Origin of the sequence: Paenibacillus sp. L3-i20 (genome assembly GCF_022180385.2) — a bacterium.
Classification (GTDB): Bacteria; Bacillota; Bacilli; order Paenibacillales; family Paenibacillaceae; genus Pristimantibacillus.
Map to the genome: position 1 here is coordinate 1,180,774 of NZ_BQME02000002.1, position 21,325 is coordinate 1,202,098.

Sequence of the window (21,325 nt, forward strand, 5' to 3'; positions counted from 1 at the left end):
CTGAATAATATAGATTAAAGACATGCCTCAGCAGACAATGCCCATATCGCGCAAACATCAGATCTCCATTATAACAAGCGGAACAGATGTACGCTATAACCTATACAATCGGAAGCCGCCATTTCGTTCGTATGTCGGCACTTTCATCCCATGTTTTGCCGCGCCGCGCAGCTTCAAAAAGCGGCTCGATATACGCCGCAAGTGCGGCGTAGCTCTCAGTCGCAGAGATCGTCGACGCGACTGCATCAAGGCAAGCGGCGAGCTCCGTGCGATCGCCGCTGTAATAGGCTGCTGCGTACCGCTCCTCTTGAGCCGGTATGCTCGGTATTCGCAGCGCCTCGCGCGCGCAGAGCAGTGCAAGCGCGAAGGCTGCTTTGGCCGCTGCCGGAGACACGAGCCAACTCGGCAGCGTTCGATACTCGAACCCGCCATGCGGCTGCGGGCGAAAGTCCCCGAGAGCTCCATAACGGGGACGTCGCCCCCGCCCGGCGGGGTCCTCCACTAGCGCGAGCGGGTATGCCGCGCAGCTATCGAGCATGCGGAGCAAGCGCCCGGTAAGCGGCGCTCCGCTTAGGTGAATGTGCCCGCCGAGCGCAAGCCCCGGCACGGGCATTGCTCCAGCGACCCAGCGCAGCGTGGGGTCGCTGATCTTAGTTGCGGCGCGCGCGAGCAGCCGCCGCACGTTAGCGGCAAGCGCGGCCGGCGTTTCGGCCGGCGCGGGCCGCAGTTCGGCGACGGGATAGAGCAGCCGTCGCCCTACAAGCATGGCGTCGGCGCCCGCTGCACCGTAGGCGCCATCGCCGAAGAAGCGTGATGCCGGGGCAACTTTGCCACTCGGCATTAGCAGAACAAACTCAGGATCGGCGCCGATTAGAATGCGCCTCCGATCCGCCATCTGAGCGCTCGCTGCCGAATACCAGACCGCGAATCGCTCTATAGCCGCTGCTCCCTGCCCCTTGTCGCGCAGTAATGGCCATGCGTCTCTGACAGCTACATGCCCATCGCCCCCTAGTGCGATAACGGCCTCTCCAATATCAAGGCCTAGCGTATAAAGCGACCTTACCGCTGTCCGAACAACTCTGCGAAGTGAGGCATCAAGCGGCCACTTGTCAATTGGCAACATCGATTCTGCACTATTTTCTCGAAAGCGAAGCTCTTCACCCACTACCTCGTAGCCATTTCTATCCATTCTAACAATCGAATAAGGCTCCAGATTAACAACTGTTACACGATAGATGCGTTCGCCTGCCAGTGCTCTAAAACTGCTGCCAATACCCGCACGCTTCCATAATCTTCGCCTTTCCTCATCATTAGATCGAACAGCTGCATGCGCTCCTTCGTTCAATATCCATACATTTTCATATTTGCTACCATTGATTGGATGAAGTGCTGAATCTACGATGACCGCATCACCAATAAGTGGTGAACAATTTGATTGTTTTTTGAGGTTAGGATGAACTGACTCGACAGTATGAATGGGTTTCATGATTCCCGAACTTATCTCGTTTTTCATTTTGATTTGAATAAGCTCATCTTCGCTGCCACGCCATAACCACGTCGAAGCCATTTCCATCCGCCTCTTCCCGTTCTACTTGAGATGCCTGCCCTAATCGAACAGCGCATATTTCCAAAAAAAAGGAGGGCTTTCGCCCTCGAATTTGCCATATGAACGGCATATACTACGTTATCCGTACCAGAAGCGGAGATGTTACAATTCGTCGTCTAATAGATCAGGATCTAGATCTTCATAATCACCATCGTCATCGCCGAGGCTAAAGTCCAAATCTTTGTCATCCAGGTCGCTGCAACCACCTGGAATGACAGCTACACATACCTTCGTCTCGGCGATCATCTCAACTGCGAACTCGCGCTCCACTCGAACGATGACGCTAGCGCCATTCGAAGAGATATTCGCTTCGATACAGTTCGGCTCCTGGAGCACTTCCGCGGAAACTTCCTCCGTGGAAGACCTATGTTTAGGATCTACATACGAGAGTGGTACGTTTTCTACGAATTGTACGGATTCTTTGGCTACTTCTGTTTGCGAATTTTTGTTGTACGAATACCAAATGTTGATATCGTAAGTACCGATTACCTCAATACCGTCGCCCGAACGAACCGCTTCATACTGATGGTTGATAATCCACGCGCCCAGTATACTGGTCGGATGATGAGGCGGTGTAACGGTATGGGTTACAGTGGAAAACTTACGACCCTTTCCGCAGACAGCTTTCGTAATGATTTCTCTGCACTGGAGCTGTTTATCTGCAATAGTCATTGATTTAACCTCCTCCATACAATCATTCATTTAAAGTGTATGCAGATCATAGGCGTTTGTTGATTAAACGTGTCTAATCAAACAAATTTATTTTACATGCCTCTGATATTCTTCTTTCCTAACTGTTCTGTGCAATCACCCTGTACATCATATATATTCAGCTCGCTCAGAAATTATGAAGTATCTATTTATTTTTTTGCACAAAAAAAAGAGGTCTTAAACGACCCCTTTTTTAGGTACTGTTGCTTTCTTCTTCAATCGTTTCGCAATTGCCAAATAGCGATCAACCTCATGTAATAGTGTAAGGAGAGCAGCTCTGAGCTCAAATTCCTCTCTCGTTTTTGGAAGTTCCATAGCTCGGAATTCCACCATAAGTTTGAATACTTCCTGTTCCACTAATCCTTGGTAAACAACAGACTTACAATCGGTTGCAAGTTGATCTAGCAATACTGCAATTAGCTCGGCTTGCGGCAGCTTATCATAGACGAGTGCAAGCTCTGCAATCATCTGTTGGATCGTGTCCAGCTGTTGACGGCGCATCTCAAAATAGGTTGGCCAATAGTTTTCATGATCCCACGGCCGATTTTCCCGATTTCGGAGTGATCTTAGCGATCCCTCTTCAATAACACGGTAAGCCCCTAAAAGCTCACTGCCGTTCCAAATATGTTTTGGATCTCTTAACGTCTTGGCCATTTCCATGAAAATAGTAGCAAAATCTTGCTCAACTTCGTTGCGGAGGACGGTAATCACTTTCTCATCCTTAGGCATGTAAATAAAGTTGATTGCCGTTGCGCATCCGAGACCGACAATGAGAAGAAAGATTTCATTTGTTATATTAGACACGGTTACTTCTCCAAATGTATAGAGATGGAAGACGATAACCGAACTTGTAACAATGCCATCTTTTAAGTTAAAGCGGGAGAGAATCGGGAATGTAACTAAAATAAAAATCGCTACCGCCCAATGTTCAAATCCAAACACTGTAAATACTAATGAAGCGAAAAAAAGACCCAGCACAGAAGCAATAAAACGGTCGAAAGCGCTCCTTAGCCCCTTCATCCGCGTTACTTCTACGCCGAGTATTGCAAGTATACCTGCTGATAGTGGTGGTTCAAGACCAAAATAATGAGCCGTATAAATGGCCGCAATAGTCGCAATTGCTGTTTTAATAACACGTATTCCCATTTTGTCTGTCCTCATATCCGATAAGATGTGTAACCCCATCCTACCGTTCTCGCCAGCCTTCCGTCAACCGTCGTTCTAATATTGCTACCAATTTGTACATAATTGTGGACACAATTGCAATCACAACTAAAGACGATAGCACCAAAGTGAAGTTAAATACTTGGAAGCCATAAATAATTTGATAACCAAGACCTACTCTCGCAACTAAAAATTCACCTACAATAACGCCAACCCAAGCTAATCCAACATTGACCTTAAGCGTTGCGATAATGACAGGGAATGAACCTGGTAATATTACAAGTCGAAATAATTGCATCCGAGAAGCACCAAATAATCGGACAACCTTAATATAGCCGCTATCAATTTCACGAAATTGATTGTATATATTAATGATTGTAATGATAACTGTAACCGATAACGTTATCGCAACGATGGACATAAAACCTGGTCCAAGTAAAACGATAAAGATTGGTCCAAGCGCTACTTTAGGCATGCTATTTAGTACGACCAAATACGGATCGAGCACTCGGGATAGAAATGGAAACCACCATAACGCAGCTGCAATTGCCGTTCCAATAATTGTGCCAAGTGCAAACCCAACAATCGTCTCTGACACTGTAGCACCGACGTGAGGCCACAGAGATCCATCCTTTACCATTTCCCAAAGAAGTTGAAACAGTTTTGTTGGATAGCTGAATAACAAAGGATCGACCCATTTGCTACGTCCCGCTACTTCCCATAGTCCAAAAAATAACAATAAAATCATAAGCTGAGTAAAGCTCACAGCGCCTGACAACTTACGCATCCTACGCTTATGCCTATCATACAGGTTATCCATTAACTCGATCCTATCTTCTTGGAGACCAGAAATGGTAGAAAGCTCTTCTTTATCACCCATTCTTCTCTCCTCCTCCATCAACCGCATCTAGTTCTGCCCACAGCTCCTCAAAAACGGATTGAAATTGTGGCAGTTTTCGCGCAGATATTGGATTTGCAGCTCTAATTTCTTCCGGAATGACGATTTCCTTACGAATATGTCCCGGATTTCGTCCCAATACAATAACCCGATCGCTCATTGCAACCGCTTCAGCGAGATCATGCGTTACTAGAACGGCTGTCTTACCGAGTCGCTGCAATGTTTGTTGTACGAGGTCTTCAAGCTGAAGCTTAATGTGCAAATCGAGTGCCGAGAACGGCTCATCAAGCAAAAGCACTTCAGGTTCAGTCACGAGTGTTCTCGCTAATGCGACACGTTGCCGCATACCGCCAGACAATTCATGTGGATACTTCTGGCTTGATCCTGCTAATCCGAGTTCTGCAAGCCATTCCTCAACAGCTCTCATCGTAGTTTTAGACTTCGTACCATTAATCTCTAGCCCAACGGCAGCGTTGTCACGAATCGTCCGCCATGGAAACAAATAGTCCTGCTGTAACATGTAGCCTACTTTCGCTGAAGGTCCATTCACCTTTTCTCCATTTAGCAGCACTTTTCCACCTGTTGGTGGAAACAACCCTGCGAGTAGGCTAAGTACTGTTGTCTTACCACAACCACTCGGTCCAACTAAGCTGACAAATTCACCTCGTGCAACAGCAAGGTCGATCCCTTCTACTGCAAGCGAAGCTCCTTTATCATTCACATAGACATGTGAGAGCCGCTGCAGCTCGAGTACAGTTGACTGAGTCATTAAGTTGCCCCCTCACATTAAACACCTTACTTTTTGACCGCTGTTATAGCCTTCTCTGCAAAAGATGTGTTCACAAGCACATCATGTTCTGTCCGTTTCTCAAGCTCACCCGCAGATGTAATAACATCAAGAAGATTGTTCCATTCCGCTTCGTCTACGATCGGGTCAGATGCAAAGGAGCCTTGTTGCTTGTAGCGGTCGATTGAGTTCACTAATATTTCTGGATCTACATTTTTAAAGTATGGCAAAACAACATCTGCGATCGTCTTCGCATCGTTATTCGCTACCCATAGCTGTGCCTTGTGGATCGCATTTGTAAATGCTTGAACTGACTTTTCATTTTTGTTGATGAAGCTGCCTTTTGTCATATAAACGGTATATGGCAAATGACCGCTTTCTGTACCAAAGGATGCAACAACATATCCTCTGCCTTCTTTTTCAAAAATAGAAGCTGTTGGTTCAAATAATTGAACATAGTCGCCAGTTCCAGACGAAAATGCTGGAGCAATATTGGCGAAATCAACATTTTGAATTAATTCCATATCCGCATGCGGGTCAATACCATGTTTTTTGAGGGAAAATTCTCCAGCCATTTGCGGCATACCGCCTTTGCGCTGCCCTAGGAAAGTTTTACCCTTTAGTGTATTCCAATCAAAGTTGGTGATTTTTTCTCTTGCTACAAGAAATGTTCCGTCTGTCTGAGTCAGTTGTGCGAAATTAATAATCGGATCATCAGAACCTTGTTGATAGACGTAGATCGACGTTTCGGAACCTACCAATGCAACATCAATAACACCTGACAACAATGCAGTCATCGTTTTGTCTCCGCCAGGCGTAGTTGTCAGTTCAACTTTTAATCCTTCTTCCTCAAAGAACCCTTTTTCAATTGCTACATATTGTGGTGCGTAGAATAATGATCTTGTTACTTCACCGATGCGGATAATCTTCTTATCAGAACTGCCCTTGCCACAGCCGGCAAGCGATGCCGTCACGACTAGAAGAGCCACTAGAAGCAACATTCCAAACACTCGTTTACTCATATTCCAATACCTCCCGCCAATATAGGCAAAAATAGATGTACATCAGCCTATGCAATTGCATGCGGGACGGTGAAAGATTGATTACCTTTCATTCCAAGTTGATTATGTTGAAATTAAAAACTGCCTGGAAACGAATTTCTTCGTTCCAGGCAGCATTAATTGCTTATTATTTCCTTAGCAAAAAAGACATGGCATCAATTCCGTTGAACGCCGCAGCAATTAGGAAAATATAGTTGTCATTACTACCGCAAAAATAATCAAGAAAGACAATAAACTAGAAAAATGATAGCTAATTGAAGCACCGTAATCGTTTGGATACTTTTTAGCTATAAGCAGTGCCGGAATCCAAAATATAATTGAAGCTACAACTGGATAATGTATACCTACATCACCATTTGAATAAATATCCAAGTTTAAAATATTGAATAAAAGATAACTGATTTTGAAATCATTTTGCAATGGAATATTAAATAAAAATCCAAACAGCAGAAGAAGCAACGAAATAGAACCGTAACCAATCGGTTTTTTTTGAGCCAACGAGATCACCCCTAACATATACACCAGAATATCTCAATATTGTATCAATATAGTTGTGGCGAATCAACATCTGGGAGTAAAAAAAGACTGGATTAACGATCGTAACTATAACGATCGTCAACCAGTCTATTGTCATTTCTAATTTACAGCTTATAAATATCCGTATATTTCTTCGTTAAATACGTCACCAAATGCTGAGGATCAAGCGGTTTTCCTGAAATGGATTGAATCAGCTCCGAAGGTGTGCGCATTTTACCATACTTATGGATACGATCAGACAACCATTCTTTAATTGGAAGCAGATTGCCGCCACCTACAAGCGACCACATGCCGTCAATTTCGCGTTCCATCGTATCAGCAATCTGTGCAGCGTACATATAACCAAGTGAATACGAAGGGAAATAGCCAAACGCTCCGCCCGACCAGTGAACATCTTGCAAAATGCCTTTTGCATCGTTTGGAGGAGTAATTCCCAAATATTCCTTATACTTTTCATTCCAGATAGCTGGTAGATCAGCAGCTTTTGCCCCACCATTGAAAATTAGCTTCTCCATCTCATATCGAATAATAATATGGAGACTATACGTCAATTCATCTGCTTCAATCCGAATAAGTGAAGGCTGTACAATATTGTTACCTCTATAGAATTGATCTACAGAAGCATCTAATTGTCCTGGGAACTTCTTCTGAAGTTCACCATAATAGGAATCCCAAAACGGACGGCTGCGTCCAATTATATTTTCCCAGAAAAGTGACTGCGACTCATGAATACCCATAGATGTTCCGGTACAAAGCGTGGTACCAATAAGTGATTTCATAATATTTTGCTCGTATAGAGCATGGCCGCCTTCGTGAATCGTACCAAATAGAGCATTCGTCACATCATCTTCTTGATAGCGCGTCGTAATCCGAACGTCGCCAGGAGTAAGTCCCGTTGCAAATGGGTGTGCACTTTCGTCAAGCCTTCCCGCTTCGAAGTCGTAGCCCATTTGGTTCAAAATATATAGTCCAAATTCCTTTTGTGCAGTCTTATCAAATTTTTGACGCAGGAATGACGTATCTGGCTGATGCGGCGAAGCCGCAATCGCTGCTGCTAATGGCACAAGCTGCGAACGCAATCCGCCAAAAATTCCATCTAGCTGAGCAACTGTCATACCCGGTTCATATTGATCAAGAAGCGTGTCATATCTCGTTTCCTTAGCGCCCCACAAATCAATAAATTGATTTGTATAGTCGATAACCTTTTCTAAATAAGGCTGGAAGCTAGCATAATCGTTTGCTTCCTTCGCTTCTTCCCATTTTGATTCCGATTGAGAAGACAAGATGACATATTCCTGATACAGCTTTGGAGGAATTTTGACACTGCGATCATAATCTTTGCGTGTTTCTAATACTAGTCGCTGATCAATCTCAGTTAGTTCTGAATAAGTGCTCTTTTCTTCCAAAGTAGAAAGCCACTCACCAAGTTCTGGAGAAGTCGACAGCTTAAACATGTCACCAGACAATGAACCGATTACTTCTGAACGATGATCCATGCCCTTCTTCGGTGCACCAGTACGCAAATCCCAATACAACACGCCTAACGCTTCTTCATAACTTTTTATTTTATGTATCGTTTCCTTGAACTTATTTAAAGCTTCTGAGTGTTGTACTGCCATTATTATTTCCACCTCTCAAAAATGATACATATTTATCTGTATTTGTCTTGATCTTAAGGAATGTACTCCTTATAATCATCTTAAACCTAGCGACCGGCTATCGCAATACCAGAAAGTGAGGCACTAAACATGCATATTACCTTTTCTCCAAGTGCTGTAAACAAATTAACCCCTTATTTGGCAGACAGCAGCAAACAACTTAAGCTTCTACATGATACGGAGGACTGTGGCTGTGTTGTAAGCGGAGTTCCAGTGCTCACTCTTATTCATGAACCATCTGTAGATGATCAATTAGCTAATGGCGATCCATTTTCATTCTTTTACGAACCACGTCACGAAGTATTCTATGAACCTCAGCTACGCATAGACTATAATTCTGTGAACAACTGCTTTAGTTTAAAAAGTAACAATCAAATTTATACGACTCATCTGAAGTTCATACCGTAAGTTTAGACCATTACAGGAGGAATGAATTTGAAAAATATTGACCTAATTTTATCGTATAATAAAACTTTTGTTGAAACGAAGCAATATGAGCAATACGCAACAAGTAAGTTTCCTGACAAACGAATGGTCATATTAACCTGTATGGATACAAGGCTTACTGAACTGTTACCGAAATCTATGAACCTAAGAAATGGTGACGCCAAAATTATTAAAACGGCAGGCGGCATCATTACTCAACCCTTCGGCAACATTATGCGAAGTGTACTTGTTGCACTCTATGAGCTGCAAGCTGACGAGGTGTTCGTCATCGGTCATCATAACTGCGGAATGACAGGGCTTAATCCGCAAGAGATTATTTTACATATGAAAGAACGTGGGGTACCCGATCAAACGATCGAAACACTTAAGCATTCCGGTGTCAATTTAATGCGCTGGCTTACCGGATTTGACAGCGTTAGAGATAGCGTAGTAAATAGTGTTAGTATTATCCGCAATCATCCACTTCTTCCAAGGGACATTCTTATCCATGGTCTCATAATCGATCCTGACACTGGTGCTCTTGAATTAATTGATGAAGCTTAATTCGTTTATTTAGCAGTGTCATTCGACACTGCTTTTTCTTTTTTGCCTGAGCGACTCTTCTCTCGCTGCAATAACATCCGAACGATCACGCAATGTATGACGATGGATGATGGCACTATCATCTAAATCACTCGGAGTACCCCATTTGATATGACGAGCTTCACAGTTCCTTATACAAAGTTCTAACAACTCTTCGTCAATTAACTGCATTGTGACATCTTTATAAGGATAAGTTGGGTCGCTCACATTAGCCCGTCTAACTGCCAATTCATCAACAATATGTTGCTGGTGAATGCCATGTGATGCTAGATCAGCGTCTTTCAAGCGTGAATAAGCTTGATCGTACATCATCCTTGCCCCTCTTCGATTGCCTCTTCGTTCATGATAAAGTCCTACTGCAAGCTGAATTAGCCCTACCCAAACATGACCAAGGCCATCATTCGGGTTTTCCTTCCAATACTCCTCCAGCAATTCATGGCATTCAAAATAGTCTCTTGTTGCATGAAATTCGACCAAATAGGTAACATAAGATTCAGGGTATTTGCTCATGTCTACCTCCGATATATTTAATTATTTAATAGTAGAAACATTTTTGAAACCTCCATATATTTTATCCGTATAAGAGGACGATAGCAATTTATCGCTTTATAAGACAAAGCAGAAGGAGAAAGAATCAGATGAAAAAAGGACTACTCGTAATGATGGCGTTAACCTTGTTCCTAGCACTAGGATTTGGACAAGTGGCAGACGCTAAACGCGGCGGCGGAGTTAAATCCCCTAAGCAAAGCTACACACAAACACCTAAGAAATCCGACAGTGCTACACAATCCAACCCAGGTACTAAAGCGGGTACAACTGCTAAAAAACCTGGTTTGTACGGTGGAAGCAGCCTAATGAAAGGTCTTATGATCGGTGGTCTTGCTGGTTTGATGTTCGGCAGCATGTTCGGTGCAGGAGCATTTGGACAAATTATGGGTTTGATGATTAACCTACTTGCGATCTTTGCGATTATTATGCTAATCCGTGTTGCTTTCGTTTACTTGCGTAACAAAAAGAATAACAAACCAGATCAACGGAGACCTTACTAATCGTGAGAATTTATACGGATGAGATTATAAATGCAGTATGTCTTCACATTTCCGAGCGACGCGGCGTTCAACCGACTGATGTCGAAGTTCAACTTTCTTGGGATGAGGAATATGGTTATACAGCAGAGTTATGGGTTTCTGGCCGTAGTCAGTACTTGATTGAATCCAATCTATTGGAAGCAATCGAACAATTCATTTACTCACATTATAACCGCCGTGTATTCCGTTCCGATATAAGACTTGGTTTGAATGAAGACGAAGGCGAGTTTTGGGCAGATATTGTTGGCTAACTTCAAATGATTTAAAGATATAGAGCATTCCGTACAATTTCCTTTTTGGAACATTGTTACGGAATGCTCTTTTTTTACATTCCATTTTACATCGATAAGAAGTTCCAACACTCCCCCTTCCCTTCTTCCACTATTTACAACCCTTCTCGTTAGCAACTACTTCTCTACTATTTACGTCTAATAGAGTAGCTTATTAGAGGAGAGTGATAGGAAAACTCATGTTCAAAAAATTTAGTTTAATAGTCGCGTTGTTTATGCTCGTCCAAACCTTTGCTGCATCTGCTGCACAAGTGACTGAAGCTGCGGCAACTGGGATGACGAAATATCGCGTCTATCAGAATGACAAAGCGATTAAAGAATTTGTCAAACAAGCCGATGCTGTTTACTATGCCAAACAATTTAACTACAGCCATGTAGAGCAAATTTCTGATCGCAAGTGGTTGTGGGACAATTTCCCAAGGTACAAAGTTTATCAAAATGGGGTTTCTAACTCGAAGTTAGATTTCCATACCTATGAAGATGCGCTTAAAATGACGAAAACATTAGCTAATGCGCATATTCGCGACTTACAAAATGTCGGCTTTAAATATGCCACTTACCCAAAGTATCGCTTATATCAAGGCGACAACACGCTCCCACAATGGACTTTTCAAACATTAGACGAAGCGAAAAAAGAAGCAAAAAAGTGGGGCAACGTCCACATCATTGACCTAAATACGAACAAATGGATTTGGGACAATCTTACCGCTGCTCAAATAAAAGCACAAGGTTCTGCCAAAGCTGTCTATCAAATAGTCGTAGATGGAAAGCAAGCACCGAATACGAAATTATTCTCTTTCTTGAAGAATGCAATTGCAGCTTCTGAAAAAGTAGCACACAGCGAAGTTGTACATAGCGTTAGCGGCAAAATCATTCATTCTAATGTGCCTACTTACCAGGTTAATCAGAATGGAAAGCTTGTCAAATCATTTGTTGGACTTGATGGAGCAGTTAAACTAGCTTCTACTCTTGCGAATGCTGAAGTTATTAAGGATAATGCGGTTTTATGGTCAAGTATGCCTTATCTAAATGTTTATCAAGGCGACAAAAAAATTAATGCGTTTCATACACTAAGCTCTGCACTTTATTATGCCAAACATTACGCGAACAGCTCCATTCGTACAATTGATGGAAGATCCATTTGGAATAATGTAAAAGTACTGCAAGTGCTTGGTTGGAATGGAAGCAGTAACGCTTCAACGATATTAAGTCATGTTGCGAACACACAAGGATTATCGATTGATTCTCCAAGCTGGTTTGAGTTAACTGCAGCTGACGGTACGTTAAAGGATATGTCAGACCCTGCTGTAGTGAAAACATTGAAGGAAAAGGGGATTTTAGTTACTCCACTTCTTCACAATGGCTTCGATCGGAAGATGACAACTGCGTTTTTAAAAGATCAGAATGCACAAACAAAATTTATTAACGAGCTTGTAGGACGTTTAGTCCAACTGGGTGTCTATGGACTCAATCTAGATTTTGAAGAAGTTGCCGGTGCGGACAGAAATGCTTATACCTCATTCGTTAAGAAGCTTACAGCAGCAGCCCATGCTAAGAAGCTAAAGGTATCCATCGATCTACCACGTGGCGACATGAGCTGGAATCATCGTACTGCTTATGATCATACTGCAATCGGCGGTATTGTTGATACAGTTATCATTATGGCTTATGACGAGCACTGGAAAGGCAGCGATAAAGCTGGATCTGTTGCGGGATTAAAATGGGTTGAAGAAGGTATTAAAAATTACCTTGATTACGGAATCCCTAGAAATAAACTTATGTTAGGTATCCCCTTCTATGTACGTGAATGGCGAATTGATGCAAGCGGCAAGCTAGTAGATAATCGTGCGCTACTCATGAAGAATTTACCGAAGCTTATTGCTGATACGAAAGCGACTGGTATTTTCGATCCAGAAGCAGGTCAATACAAGTATACGTATCAGAAAGACGGCTTTACCCATGTATTTTGGGCAGAAACGCATGACACTGTGTTAGCTAGAATTAATTTAGCCAAAAAATATGATTTAGCCGGCGTAGCCGCATGGCGTCTTGGTTATGAGGACGCTGAGTTGTGGACGAAGATGCTCCGCGCTAGATAATACACGAAAGCCTCCTATTGGCTATACCCCTGTCAAGTAGACAGATGAACAAGCTATGATACAAGCGCGTGCCGATACTCAATCGGCGCGCGCTGTTTTAGTTTAGCCTGAAAACGCTGATTAACTTGAACTCTTCTTTATACGGTTGAAATACTTTATATTTATTTCTGACAGCTGTTCAGTGACATTTATGAAAAGTTAATTATTTTTTATTTATCCTTACAACCGTCCGAAGTCCGCTTTAAAATTGCCCCACTAGTCCATGGTTCAGCGAATTTGCTAACCCAACGATCATGAATTTGTGTGATCGGTACGGAGTTCAAGTAATGGAACTTTTCACGCCCGCTCTTTCGTGTAGTGATCAAACCCGTTGCTTCCAAGACGCTTAGATGCTTCATGACGCCGTGACGTGTCATATTCAGATGAGCACACAATTCCGAGAGAGTACGTCCATCTTCTTCATAAAGTAAGTCAAGCAAGAGTCTTCTATTCGGATCAGCTAAAGCTTTAAAAATAGCATTTTCTAAATGATCTTCCCGCATATCCGGTGTGTACATCCCCTCTGCTTTACATTCTGTCCAAAAGTGCTTTTCCACGCGGTGATATCCGATAACCTGTCCCAAGACTGATCGTCAGACCAAGATTTTTCAGTTTGCGAACATTTAATTTTAATTTCTCCGTCTCCCAATCGATCTCTGCTGCTAGCTCCGTTGATCTGACACCGGGGTGCTCGCAGATTAGCTTCAGAAACTTTGAGGTCCACGGTCCGGATGAACTTGCTCGATCCAGTCGCCCTAGCCGCGCAAGCAAGTCAGACCATTCTGCTTCGGTCAGGATGTCTCGTTCACGTAGCTCCTCACGTGGGTCATCTCCGATTCTCGTCACTTCTATCCGATAAATATCTCCTTCATAACTAAATGAATCAAGTTCCTTGAGTAACTCTGTACGTGTAGAAAATCCCGCAAGTGCAACTTCAGACTCCGTTATATCTGTGTCTATGATAATTTCCAAAGATTTAATCTCAATAAGCCCAATTGGAGTGTGCAACCGGCTTCCCGGCTTAATTTGCGCCCTTCTCCATCGTCGAAACGCTAACGAAATCGTACCTTCAGCAATCTTCTCCAATATATGTCCTTTAAATAGCAACAGTTAGTCCCTCCACCCGATCGTTTTACTCAAACTACTGTGATTGACAGGTAACTATTTGGTAACTTATTAAACAAGTAACCAATTGATTACATTATATTGAATTCCGTTCATTTTGTCATGCCGGCAGCAAAGGATGAATGGAAATGGGTGGGGTGGAGGCGTGTTTATCCTTGAAACTATACCATATACAACGGCTGCACTTAGAGCCTCAGTTGGATTGGATACTTTTTTTGCGGATGCCCGAGCAGTTGCATAAGCAGCTACTGCTTCTGGACTATCCCCAGCCCATGATTTTGCCCATACTCATAATACACAAGGTGTTTTTATGTATCCATATAACAAACCACATTGGCATAAACTAATTGCATATAATACTAGGGGAGAAGGACATCATTGGTATAATTGATAACTATCTATTTATCGGGTATAACCATTATAGTATCCTGTATGTAAATAAATAAGAAGTAAAGAAGACGATAATCTTAGGTCGACTGATTGCTTAAAAATTATTATATTGTAATAAGAGGAAAATTTGACGACTGTTGATCTAGTAACGAAGCGAAGCTGTTTACAACCTACTTTTAAAGTAACTATAGATGGGTGTAGCAATTGCTATACCCTTCTTCTATATTTATTTACATATTACACCTTGATTTCTTATACGGGAACAGCGAAAGGAGTCTACCATTGAAACTACCAACCTTTACAGTGCTAGAAATCAAGAAGAGTTTTAAGCGTCTATCCAAATCAGAATCAAAATTATTAAAAGAACAGTTTAAAGAGGCCTTTTGTGATACAAATTCAGGGGCATATATAGATTATAAAAGAGAAACCGGATATATGCTTTGGGATTGTATGATTGGTGGACCAATAGCGATGACATCTGATCAAATAAACACGAATCCTCCTTTTACAGGGGATGTCTATGTCTTTTGGGATGCATCTGAGGAAAATAAAGAGTTCCATTTATTAGGAAGAGATTACATTCATAAAATGACATTCAAAGAGTTTATGAACAACTATTACTCATTCCCACAAGAAACCTACATTTTTAATGAAGAATTTAAGCATGCAATCGTTCTTTCACATGAACATTTTCACGAAAACTTACATAATTTATGTTTATATACTTCTGCTGAAAAAGATAATTGGTATAAATTTTGCTGACTTGGATTTCAAGTCATCATCACAATTAAAGAAGATTCTTCCTTTTGATTCTCATATATCCATTCAAATGTAAGTGTTACTAGTTGCAGTATAGCCGTCAATCTACAATTTTATTATAAGCCAGAAGAAAATCAAGTTGTAGACCAAATGTCTTTATTACACCCGACTTTTCGAATTGTTATACCGTCGGACTTCATAATAAAAGTTTTAGAATGAGCCTAAAAATTGAGACAGTCGTAGCCAAAAACGAGAAATAAAGTCCTATACTTGCGTTTTTTTTTAAACTAACGTTCCCGTTAACACAACAATCGTATTCACGAAAGCCTCCCATTACCCTTCGGTAATGGGAGGCTTTTATTCAATTTAGTGGGTTAGTTCCCTTTATTGACTGTCTAATCAAGGGGTTACGATATTGGGTAGTGGTTCGAATTGATCCAATAAAGATATAAATTCGTTCACTTTATGTTGCTCACCCGTCATTTCCAGCTTACCTGATGCTATTGCTTCATCTATCGATTGACTACCGAGCATTATAGCGTAAAATGTGTCTCGGTCGACTACTAATGTTACATTCGGTTGATTATCTTGTCGATCCGCTTTATTAAATAAAACGGAGTTTTCTAAGTGCATCACAAATTGTTCATTTTCATTAGTGATCGTTACATTCATCGTCATTTGTATGCCCTCTGCTTTTGGACCATTAACTCTAATCGTTAACAATGTTAAAAAATCAGTGATGGGCATATGTTCAACTAATCCAGAAGTATCTGATGGGCCAATCTCTCTATTCACACCATTTCTTAGCTCTAATGCACCGGCTAAATAAATGTTGCGCCAGTTTGCTGATTCCGCTTGATAACCCAATTGTTCTAATGCATTTGCTAATAGTTGTTTGGCTTCGGTATGATCCGGGTCAGCCATTACGATATGCTTGCATACTTGCGCTACCCATCGGTATTCACCTTTTTCATAATCGGCTTTTGCCTGTTGAATGATCGCACTTGCCCCACCCATGTATTGAACATATTTTTTGCCACCTTCTACTTGTGGGAGTGGATCTAGGTCGGAAGGATGTCCATTATAGAAGCCTAAATAAAAATTGTAAATACCTTTACTGTTATGCTTTAACGTTCCGTAATACCCGCGATTTCCCCAATATTGATTTAACTTGTCTGGAAGTGTAATCGTTTCAGCAATTTCGTCCATTGTATAGCCATGGTTGGCTAGACGTATCGTTTGATCGTGCATATATTTGTACAGATCACGTTGTAATTTCAAATGATGCAATCCGTTCTCTTTGCCCCAAACTGGCCAAGCGTGTATCATAAGCAACGCATCAATTTCTTCGTGTTCAAATAAATCGATTGTCTTATCAAGAGCAGTTGCCCATAGTAATGCATCTCGCGTTTTAGCACCCCTTAACGTGTACAATTGATGCATGGATTTGTTGGCATTCTCTGATACAAACAACGCTTTGTAATCTTGAATATAGAAGTGCATTTCTGCAGGTGCTTCTGTATTTGGTGTTAATAAAAATCGGAACGTAATTCCATCGATCTCCATCTTCTTAGTCTCTTCCACAATATCAACAGTAGGAATCACAAAACTAAATGTACCCGAACCTAAAACTGGACCAATACCTACAGATACCGATCCGGTAGTATTAACAGGTAATATATTGCCGAACTGATATTGTGCACGACGAGTCATAATCGTACCTAAGAGAACATTTTCACTTAATGCTTCTTTTGTAAAATGTTCTGGAGCAATAATGGGGATGTTAGGATTTGCGGCAAACTCAAGAACTGCCTGGATTCCGGCAAAATGATCTGCGTGACTTTGACTTATAATAATGGCTGTCACTGGTTTTTGAGGTCGGTGGCTATAATATAATTCCATCGCTGCTTTTGCTGATTCTGTTCCAGCTAACGTATCAATGACAATTACGCCTTCTTTTCCTTCAATTATAAATATCGTGACGATTGATTGTCCTCGAACCTGATATACGCCTTCTACGACCTTAAACAAACCAGTAATCGCATGTAGTTGTGAATTTCGCCATAAACTAGGGTTAACCGTATCAGGTATAGGATCGTCTAGAAATGCTAACTTTTCTATGTCCCAAACAATTTCTCCTGTATTGTTTGTAATAGTTTTAGATTGCAATGGTGCGATAAATCCTCTATTAGCGTCTTCAAAATCTTGTTTATCTTCAAAGTTTAGCGTTTTATAAACAGCTTCATTTTCCGCTTTTGTAAAGGTAGATGCGGGTAGAGATGAGGTTATTTTCGAACTTGTCATTTCCGATGCCTCCAGAGAGTTATTCTTCGAGTTTTCCCCCAAATATTGTTTCCTCTGGTGCGGATTCATATGCAATCCCCAAGTATTTATAACCCTACTCTGATTATGTGGAAGACTTGTCACTTTAACCATTGCAGATCCTCATTGATACCGGTACCTTACGGTAAATTAGCAGGCACACCCGTCTGAAAATCCCCGATCTTCCAAACCCCGTTTTTCCTCACAAGTTCAAGTGTATCTTTGTATTTTTTTATCGAATTCTCTCCTCTATGAACGGCAACCTGTATCGTTACTTTTCTTACACCCCTTCCTCTCCATCCTGAATTTAATAGCTTATACTCTTTAATGTCTCTATACCAATAACGATTATTTATCATGTGTTGGGCGTTATAACCAATCTTGTCATGCTCAGATAATTGTTCGAACTCGGGACCAAACCAAAAATAAGAGTACAAGATACTATACTCCTCCTCAATAAAGTCATCATAAAACTGACTAACCAATAAACTGTATTCTTTTTGTTCTATTTTCATCACCCACGAATATCCCCCGAATAGTACTAACATAATAATAAGGAGTAAAATGTAATCTTTCTTTTTCATCAACGCTGCTCCAATCAGAGTCAAATTGATCAATCTATCCATATAACGCTTAAAAGTGGAAAGATGTTAAAACTATTTATTACGATTTGAAGCTTAGTATTCTAGCATTACTTCTTAATAAAAAAAGAGAAGTTCCCATTAAGGATCTTCTCCAGCATTAGACAGACATGACAAGTTGTTCAATTAAATATGTTTTATCATTTATAGGAGAAACTCACTTTTTAACATCCCAAAAATATACTCATCGTGGTGCTGCCCATTTGTGTAGATGACGCTCCTAATTTTCCCTTCTTGCTTAAAACCTAGTTTCACTTGTAATCTAACAGAGCTTTCATTAAAAGCATATACATGTGCTGTAACTTTTTCATAACGTAATTCATGGAAAAAATGGCGCAACAAAATTTTAACAGCATCTGATGCATAACCATTAAGCCTATGATCATGAAATATAGCTACGCCATATTTAAAAGCACCATTTCGAGCATCGCAGCTATGAGCACTAATACTACCTACAATTTTTCCATCTAACGTTTCAATAGCGAGCATAACATTATCTCCATTAGCACCATTTGAAGCTACTTTCTCAGCCCATAACTGCGTTCCAGCTTCTGATCTTGGAAAGTAAATTGCGTCTGATGTTCTAGCTCCTTCTGAATCATAATCATTTGTATGAAACTGCATCCAATCTTCGGCTACGATCGCTCGCAATCTAACTTTTTTACCTTCCCAAACATTCATAAATTTCCACCCCTTTCCACAATAGAAAGGATACCACACCATTAAGCAATGAGAAAAGACTACATTTTTTTCTCTATATCTAATAGTACCGTAGCTTTTGCTCTTATTAGAGGCAAGTTGTTTGTAGATACGTCTTCTTGCGATTTGAAATAATATGAATACCGATTAATGAAACGTTCAAGATTAAAAAGTACTCTTCAATTTCCCCGAGCAAACAACTTGCATTCGTTTTTACTTCATCCAAAGATAGTTGATATGGCTCCACTTGCTCACGCAATCGCACGATTAATGCATAAGAATATTTCAACCAAGCAATTAGTGATCAGCTACAGCTAACAAACTTTCCCAGGCCTTGCAATCGACCAGGCAACCGAGCTCGAGATTCTCTTGTCTTGCTAGGATCGTTCTTTCCCCCGGATAATAGACGCCACTTGATCCGTCGGCTCTTTCTGTTGTATGTATATTACTTATGATTTCATCTATTAATGGTTGAAATGAATGAACGGAGCCCGTCATTGAAGGCTTGATTACAATAAATATTTGCGACGCTTTGTGAGCAGATACGCCCGGCTTTGAATTGTATTCATCCAACAAAAAAGTTGGATTGCCCCCGCTTAACACCGCTGCCATCATATCAAGTGCAATTGCAAGTCCAGACCCTTTCCAAAAGCCCATCGGCAAAAGTCTGCTTGATGCTTTAATATGTGCTGGATCATCTGTTAGTTCGCCTTCGCTATCGTAGCCACCATGAACGGGTAACTTCTCTTTATTATTTTCATATAATTGTAGATTTCCATATGAGAATTGAGACAAAGCCATATCTAACACGATATGCCCTTGTAATCTAGGTATCGCAACAACTAAGGGGTTATTCCCTATATTCATTGTTTTGGAACCCCATGATGGCATCAATGATTCAGTATTTGACCAACAAATACAAATATATCCCGCCTCGGCAGCTTGCCAGCCATAAGCGCCTCCTCTAATCCAATGATTAGAATTACTCATCGTAACCATTCCTATTCCATTTTCTTCAGCTAATTGAATGGCTCGATTTGTCGCAAAATGTGCATTTAAATTGCCAGCTCCACTTTGTCCGTCATAACGTTCAATCGCTCCTAGCTGATCCAAAAACAAGGGACTGGCAAACGGATTGATATACCCGTCATTCACATTATTAATAAAATGTTGAACTCGGTTTATTCCATGTGAATAAACTCCATCAAGATTTGCCTTAGCGAATAACTCAGCACATTTGCTTGCATCATCTTCTGAAAATTTTAGCTTTAAAAAAATCTTCTCTAAAATTTCAATCATAAATAGGTAAGAAACTCTCAACTATCATTTCAACTCCTCATATCACTTAAACGTAAGAGATTGATCCCTTCGTCACTAGATAAAAATTCGATCAATTCTCTAATAAAGTTACATATTCGACAACTGTTTTATGCCATATTCCATGGTCATGAACCCATTAAGTTTTGACTCCTTCACTTTTGCATCTTCTTCCGTTACACCTATAATTGGACACACACCAGGTAAGATCTTTCTACTCTATTTGACGATCTCCGTTTTCGTTTCTAGTAAATATAATAGATTGTTGAAAGTGTTCAGCTTTAACGTCATATAGTCTTCATCCGTAATGACAAAGTGGAGTGCTTTTTGGAGGGAAGCTAATATTTGCACATAAGAAATGGAGTCTATTCCCCATAGATCTTCTAGCTGCTCATCGTATTCAGACTTTAATATCGTTACGTTAAGTTCAGCAAATTCGGATAATAAATTCTGTTCCAACACGTTTAACATATACATTCTCCTTTTATTTAAAAACATAATTTACTAACGAAAGGTTAATACTCTTTAGAAAAGTACACACTCTTACTGCAGGTGGAACATGGAGTGTTTCCCTACATAAAAATCGGAATAGCTTACATTCAATCCTGTGAATAGGCGCACCAGATCTTCCCTCTTATCACAGTTCGTTAATAAAAGCTTGTTCGAGTGTCCCTCTGTATGGATGATATAAAGATTGTTTAATATTCTAAGCAGTTCATGAAGAAGCAGCATTAACAAACCTTCATCAAACATACGATAGTAGTCTGTTATAATGACAGTTTCAAAATGATTGTGTTTTTTGTGCATTTTTAATTTATTGTGGAATGAGTTTTGCTTCTTATCTACTGCAATACTTTTAGGTGGGTGAGTGACATGCAATGTAATGATATCCATCGGAACATAAAACGTTGCCCCAGCCAAAAATAATTGATATGAAAACTCTGTATCCTCCCCAACCATTAAAGCTTTCATCGAACCCACTCGTTTTCATAATGAGCTCTTTCGATATACACATCGCAGCTGACCATCCCATTCTCCAAAGAGCCGCATACGTATTAATTTTGCCATGGCAAATATCAAACAAAAATGATCGGCCATCCTCCCA

General features: G+C 40.9%; 25 protein-coding genes. 7 read left to right on the plus strand and 18 right to left on the minus strand.

Going from position 1 to position 21,325, the window contains the following annotated elements:
- Positions 1 to 100: 100 nt before the first annotated feature.
- The 6 genes from MFF31_RS18935 to MFF31_RS18960 all read right to left on the minus strand — a co-directional run bounded on the left by MFF31_RS18935 (position 101) and on the right by MFF31_RS18960 (position 6,188).
- Positions 101 to 1,567, minus strand: coding sequence for a putative amidoligase domain-containing protein (locus MFF31_RS18935; protein ID WP_238190001.1), 1,467 nt, complete (start codon positions 1,565 to 1,567; stop codon positions 101 to 103).
- A gap of 141 nt (positions 1,568 to 1,708) precedes the next feature.
- Positions 1,709 to 2,278: an outer spore coat protein CotE gene (locus MFF31_RS18940; protein ID WP_238190003.1), complete on the minus strand. Its 570-nt coding sequence runs from the start codon at positions 2,276 to 2,278 to the stop codon at positions 1,709 to 1,711.
- 216 nt (positions 2,279 to 2,494) lie between these two features.
- Positions 2,495 to 3,463, minus strand: a complete 969-nt coding sequence (locus MFF31_RS18945) for an aromatic acid exporter family protein (protein WP_238190005.1) — start codon at positions 3,461 to 3,463, stop codon at positions 2,495 to 2,497.
- 40 nt (positions 3,464 to 3,503) lie between these two features.
- Positions 3,504 to 4,361 (minus strand): ABC transporter permease, encoded by an 858-nt coding sequence (locus MFF31_RS18950; protein ID WP_238190007.1) that lies wholly within the window; start codon positions 4,359 to 4,361, stop codon positions 3,504 to 3,506.
- Positions 4,354 to 5,148 (minus strand): ABC transporter ATP-binding protein, encoded by a 795-nt coding sequence (locus MFF31_RS18955; RefSeq protein ID WP_238190009.1) that lies wholly within the window; start codon positions 5,146 to 5,148, stop codon positions 4,354 to 4,356. Before MFF31_RS18955 ends, MFF31_RS18950 begins: the two co-directional genes overlap by 8 nt.
- A 26-nt stretch (positions 5,149 to 5,174) precedes the next feature.
- Positions 5,175 to 6,188 (minus strand): ABC transporter substrate-binding protein, encoded by a 1,014-nt coding sequence (locus tag MFF31_RS18960; protein WP_238190010.1) that lies wholly within the window; start codon positions 6,186 to 6,188, stop codon positions 5,175 to 5,177.
- 104 nt (positions 6,189 to 6,292) lie between these two features.
- Between MFF31_RS18960 and MFF31_RS25255 the strand changes: the two genes are divergently transcribed.
- Positions 6,293 to 6,421: a hypothetical protein gene (locus MFF31_RS25255; protein WP_282570533.1), complete on the plus strand. Its 129-nt coding sequence runs from the start codon at positions 6,293 to 6,295 to the stop codon at positions 6,419 to 6,421.
- On the opposite strand, the gene MFF31_RS18965 is transcribed toward MFF31_RS25255, so the two are convergent.
- Both MFF31_RS18965 and MFF31_RS18970 read right to left on the minus strand, forming a co-directional pair.
- On the minus strand, positions 6,408 to 6,725 hold the full coding sequence (locus MFF31_RS18965) for a hypothetical protein (RefSeq protein ID WP_238190012.1): 318 nt from the start codon (positions 6,723 to 6,725) through the stop codon (positions 6,408 to 6,410). The genes MFF31_RS25255 and MFF31_RS18965 overlap by 14 nt on opposite strands.
- A gap of 143 nt (positions 6,726 to 6,868) precedes the next feature.
- Entirely contained in the window at positions 6,869 to 8,383 is a 1,515-nt protein-coding gene (locus MFF31_RS18970) for a carboxypeptidase M32 (RefSeq protein WP_238190015.1), read from the minus strand.
- A gap of 129 nt (positions 8,384 to 8,512) precedes the next feature.
- Between MFF31_RS18970 and MFF31_RS18975 the strand changes: the two genes are divergently transcribed.
- Positions 8,513 to 8,830 (plus strand): iron-sulfur cluster biosynthesis family protein, encoded by a 318-nt coding sequence (locus tag MFF31_RS18975; RefSeq protein WP_238190017.1) that lies wholly within the window; start codon positions 8,513 to 8,515, stop codon positions 8,828 to 8,830.
- A 27-nt stretch (positions 8,831 to 8,857) separates the two neighbouring features.
- A complete protein-coding gene (locus MFF31_RS18980; RefSeq protein ID WP_238190019.1) occupies positions 8,858 to 9,412 on the plus strand; it encodes a beta-class carbonic anhydrase in 555 nt (184 codons plus the stop codon).
- A gap of 18 nt (positions 9,413 to 9,430) precedes the next feature.
- Here the strand turns inward: MFF31_RS18980 and MFF31_RS18985 are convergent, their stop codons facing one another.
- Positions 9,431 to 9,961 carry a DUF309 domain-containing protein gene (locus tag MFF31_RS18985; protein ID WP_238190022.1) on the minus strand — a complete coding sequence of 177 codons (531 nt, stop codon included), beginning with the start codon at positions 9,959 to 9,961 and terminating at the stop codon, positions 9,431 to 9,433.
- Positions 9,962 to 10,089: 128 nt separating this feature from the next.
- Here MFF31_RS18985 and MFF31_RS18990 point away from each other — a divergent pair, with 128 nt between their 5' ends.
- From MFF31_RS18990 to MFF31_RS19000, 3 genes are all read left to right on the plus strand, one after another.
- On the plus strand, positions 10,090 to 10,500 hold the full coding sequence (locus MFF31_RS18990) for a hypothetical protein (RefSeq protein WP_238190023.1): 411 nt from the start codon (positions 10,090 to 10,092) through the stop codon (positions 10,498 to 10,500).
- The gene (locus MFF31_RS18995) at positions 10,500 to 10,790 is read left to right on the plus strand and encodes a YxcD family protein (protein ID WP_375541366.1); all 291 of its coding nucleotides are present in this window, start codon (positions 10,500 to 10,502) and stop codon (positions 10,788 to 10,790) included. The genes MFF31_RS18990 and MFF31_RS18995 overlap by 1 nt, the downstream gene beginning before the upstream one ends.
- A 218-nt stretch (positions 10,791 to 11,008) precedes the next feature.
- Complete coding sequence (locus tag MFF31_RS19000) at positions 11,009 to 12,928, plus strand: glycosyl hydrolase family 18 protein (RefSeq protein WP_238190028.1); 1,920 nt, start codon at positions 11,009 to 11,011, stop codon at positions 12,926 to 12,928.
- Positions 12,929 to 13,137: 209 nt separating this feature from the next.
- Here the strand turns inward: MFF31_RS19000 and MFF31_RS19005 are convergent, their stop codons facing one another.
- The gene (locus tag MFF31_RS19005; RefSeq protein ID WP_309296690.1) at positions 13,138 to 13,524 is read right to left on the minus strand and encodes an ArsR/SmtB family transcription factor; all 387 of its coding nucleotides are present in this window, start codon (positions 13,522 to 13,524) and stop codon (positions 13,138 to 13,140) included.
- A complete protein-coding gene (locus MFF31_RS19010) occupies positions 13,496 to 14,074 on the minus strand; it encodes an ASCH domain-containing protein (RefSeq protein ID WP_238190030.1) in 579 nt (192 codons plus the stop codon). Before MFF31_RS19010 ends, MFF31_RS19005 begins: the two co-directional genes overlap by 29 nt.
- 690 nt (positions 14,075 to 14,764) lie before the next feature.
- Between MFF31_RS19010 and MFF31_RS19015 the strand changes: the two genes are divergently transcribed.
- Positions 14,765 to 15,244 (plus strand): hypothetical protein, encoded by a 480-nt coding sequence (locus tag MFF31_RS19015; protein WP_238190032.1) that lies wholly within the window; start codon positions 14,765 to 14,767, stop codon positions 15,242 to 15,244.
- A 396-nt stretch (positions 15,245 to 15,640) separates the two neighbouring features.
- Here MFF31_RS19015 and MFF31_RS19020 read toward each other — a convergent pair whose 3' ends face one another.
- The 7 genes from MFF31_RS19020 to MFF31_RS19050 all read right to left on the minus strand — a co-directional run bounded on the left by MFF31_RS19020 (position 15,641) and on the right by MFF31_RS19050 (position 21,192).
- Positions 15,641 to 17,545, minus strand: a complete 1,905-nt coding sequence (locus tag MFF31_RS19020) for an alkyl/aryl-sulfatase (protein WP_238190034.1) — start codon at positions 17,543 to 17,545, stop codon at positions 15,641 to 15,643.
- Positions 17,546 to 17,703: 158 nt separating this feature from the next.
- Positions 17,704 to 18,147 (minus strand): hypothetical protein, encoded by a 444-nt coding sequence (locus tag MFF31_RS19025; RefSeq protein ID WP_238190036.1) that lies wholly within the window; start codon positions 18,145 to 18,147, stop codon positions 17,704 to 17,706.
- A gap of 201 nt (positions 18,148 to 18,348) precedes the next feature.
- A complete protein-coding gene (locus MFF31_RS19030) occupies positions 18,349 to 18,885 on the minus strand; it encodes a GNAT family N-acetyltransferase (protein ID WP_238190038.1) in 537 nt (178 codons plus the stop codon).
- 106 nt (positions 18,886 to 18,991) lie between these two features.
- Positions 18,992 to 19,192, minus strand: a complete 201-nt coding sequence (locus MFF31_RS19035) for a hypothetical protein (RefSeq protein WP_248565534.1) — start codon at positions 19,190 to 19,192, stop codon at positions 18,992 to 18,994.
- Between the two features lie 8 nt (positions 19,193 to 19,200).
- Complete coding sequence (gene yiaK / locus MFF31_RS19040) at positions 19,201 to 20,223, minus strand: 3-dehydro-L-gulonate 2-dehydrogenase (protein ID WP_238190040.1); 1,023 nt, start codon at positions 20,221 to 20,223, stop codon at positions 19,201 to 19,203.
- 216 nt (positions 20,224 to 20,439) lie between these two features.
- Entirely contained in the window at positions 20,440 to 20,691 is a 252-nt protein-coding gene (locus MFF31_RS19045) for an acyl carrier protein (RefSeq protein WP_238190042.1), read from the minus strand.
- Between the two features lie 72 nt (positions 20,692 to 20,763).
- Positions 20,764 to 21,192 (minus strand): hypothetical protein, encoded by a 429-nt coding sequence (locus MFF31_RS19050; RefSeq protein WP_238190044.1) that lies wholly within the window; start codon positions 21,190 to 21,192, stop codon positions 20,764 to 20,766.
- Positions 21,193 to 21,325 lie beyond the last annotated feature (133 nt).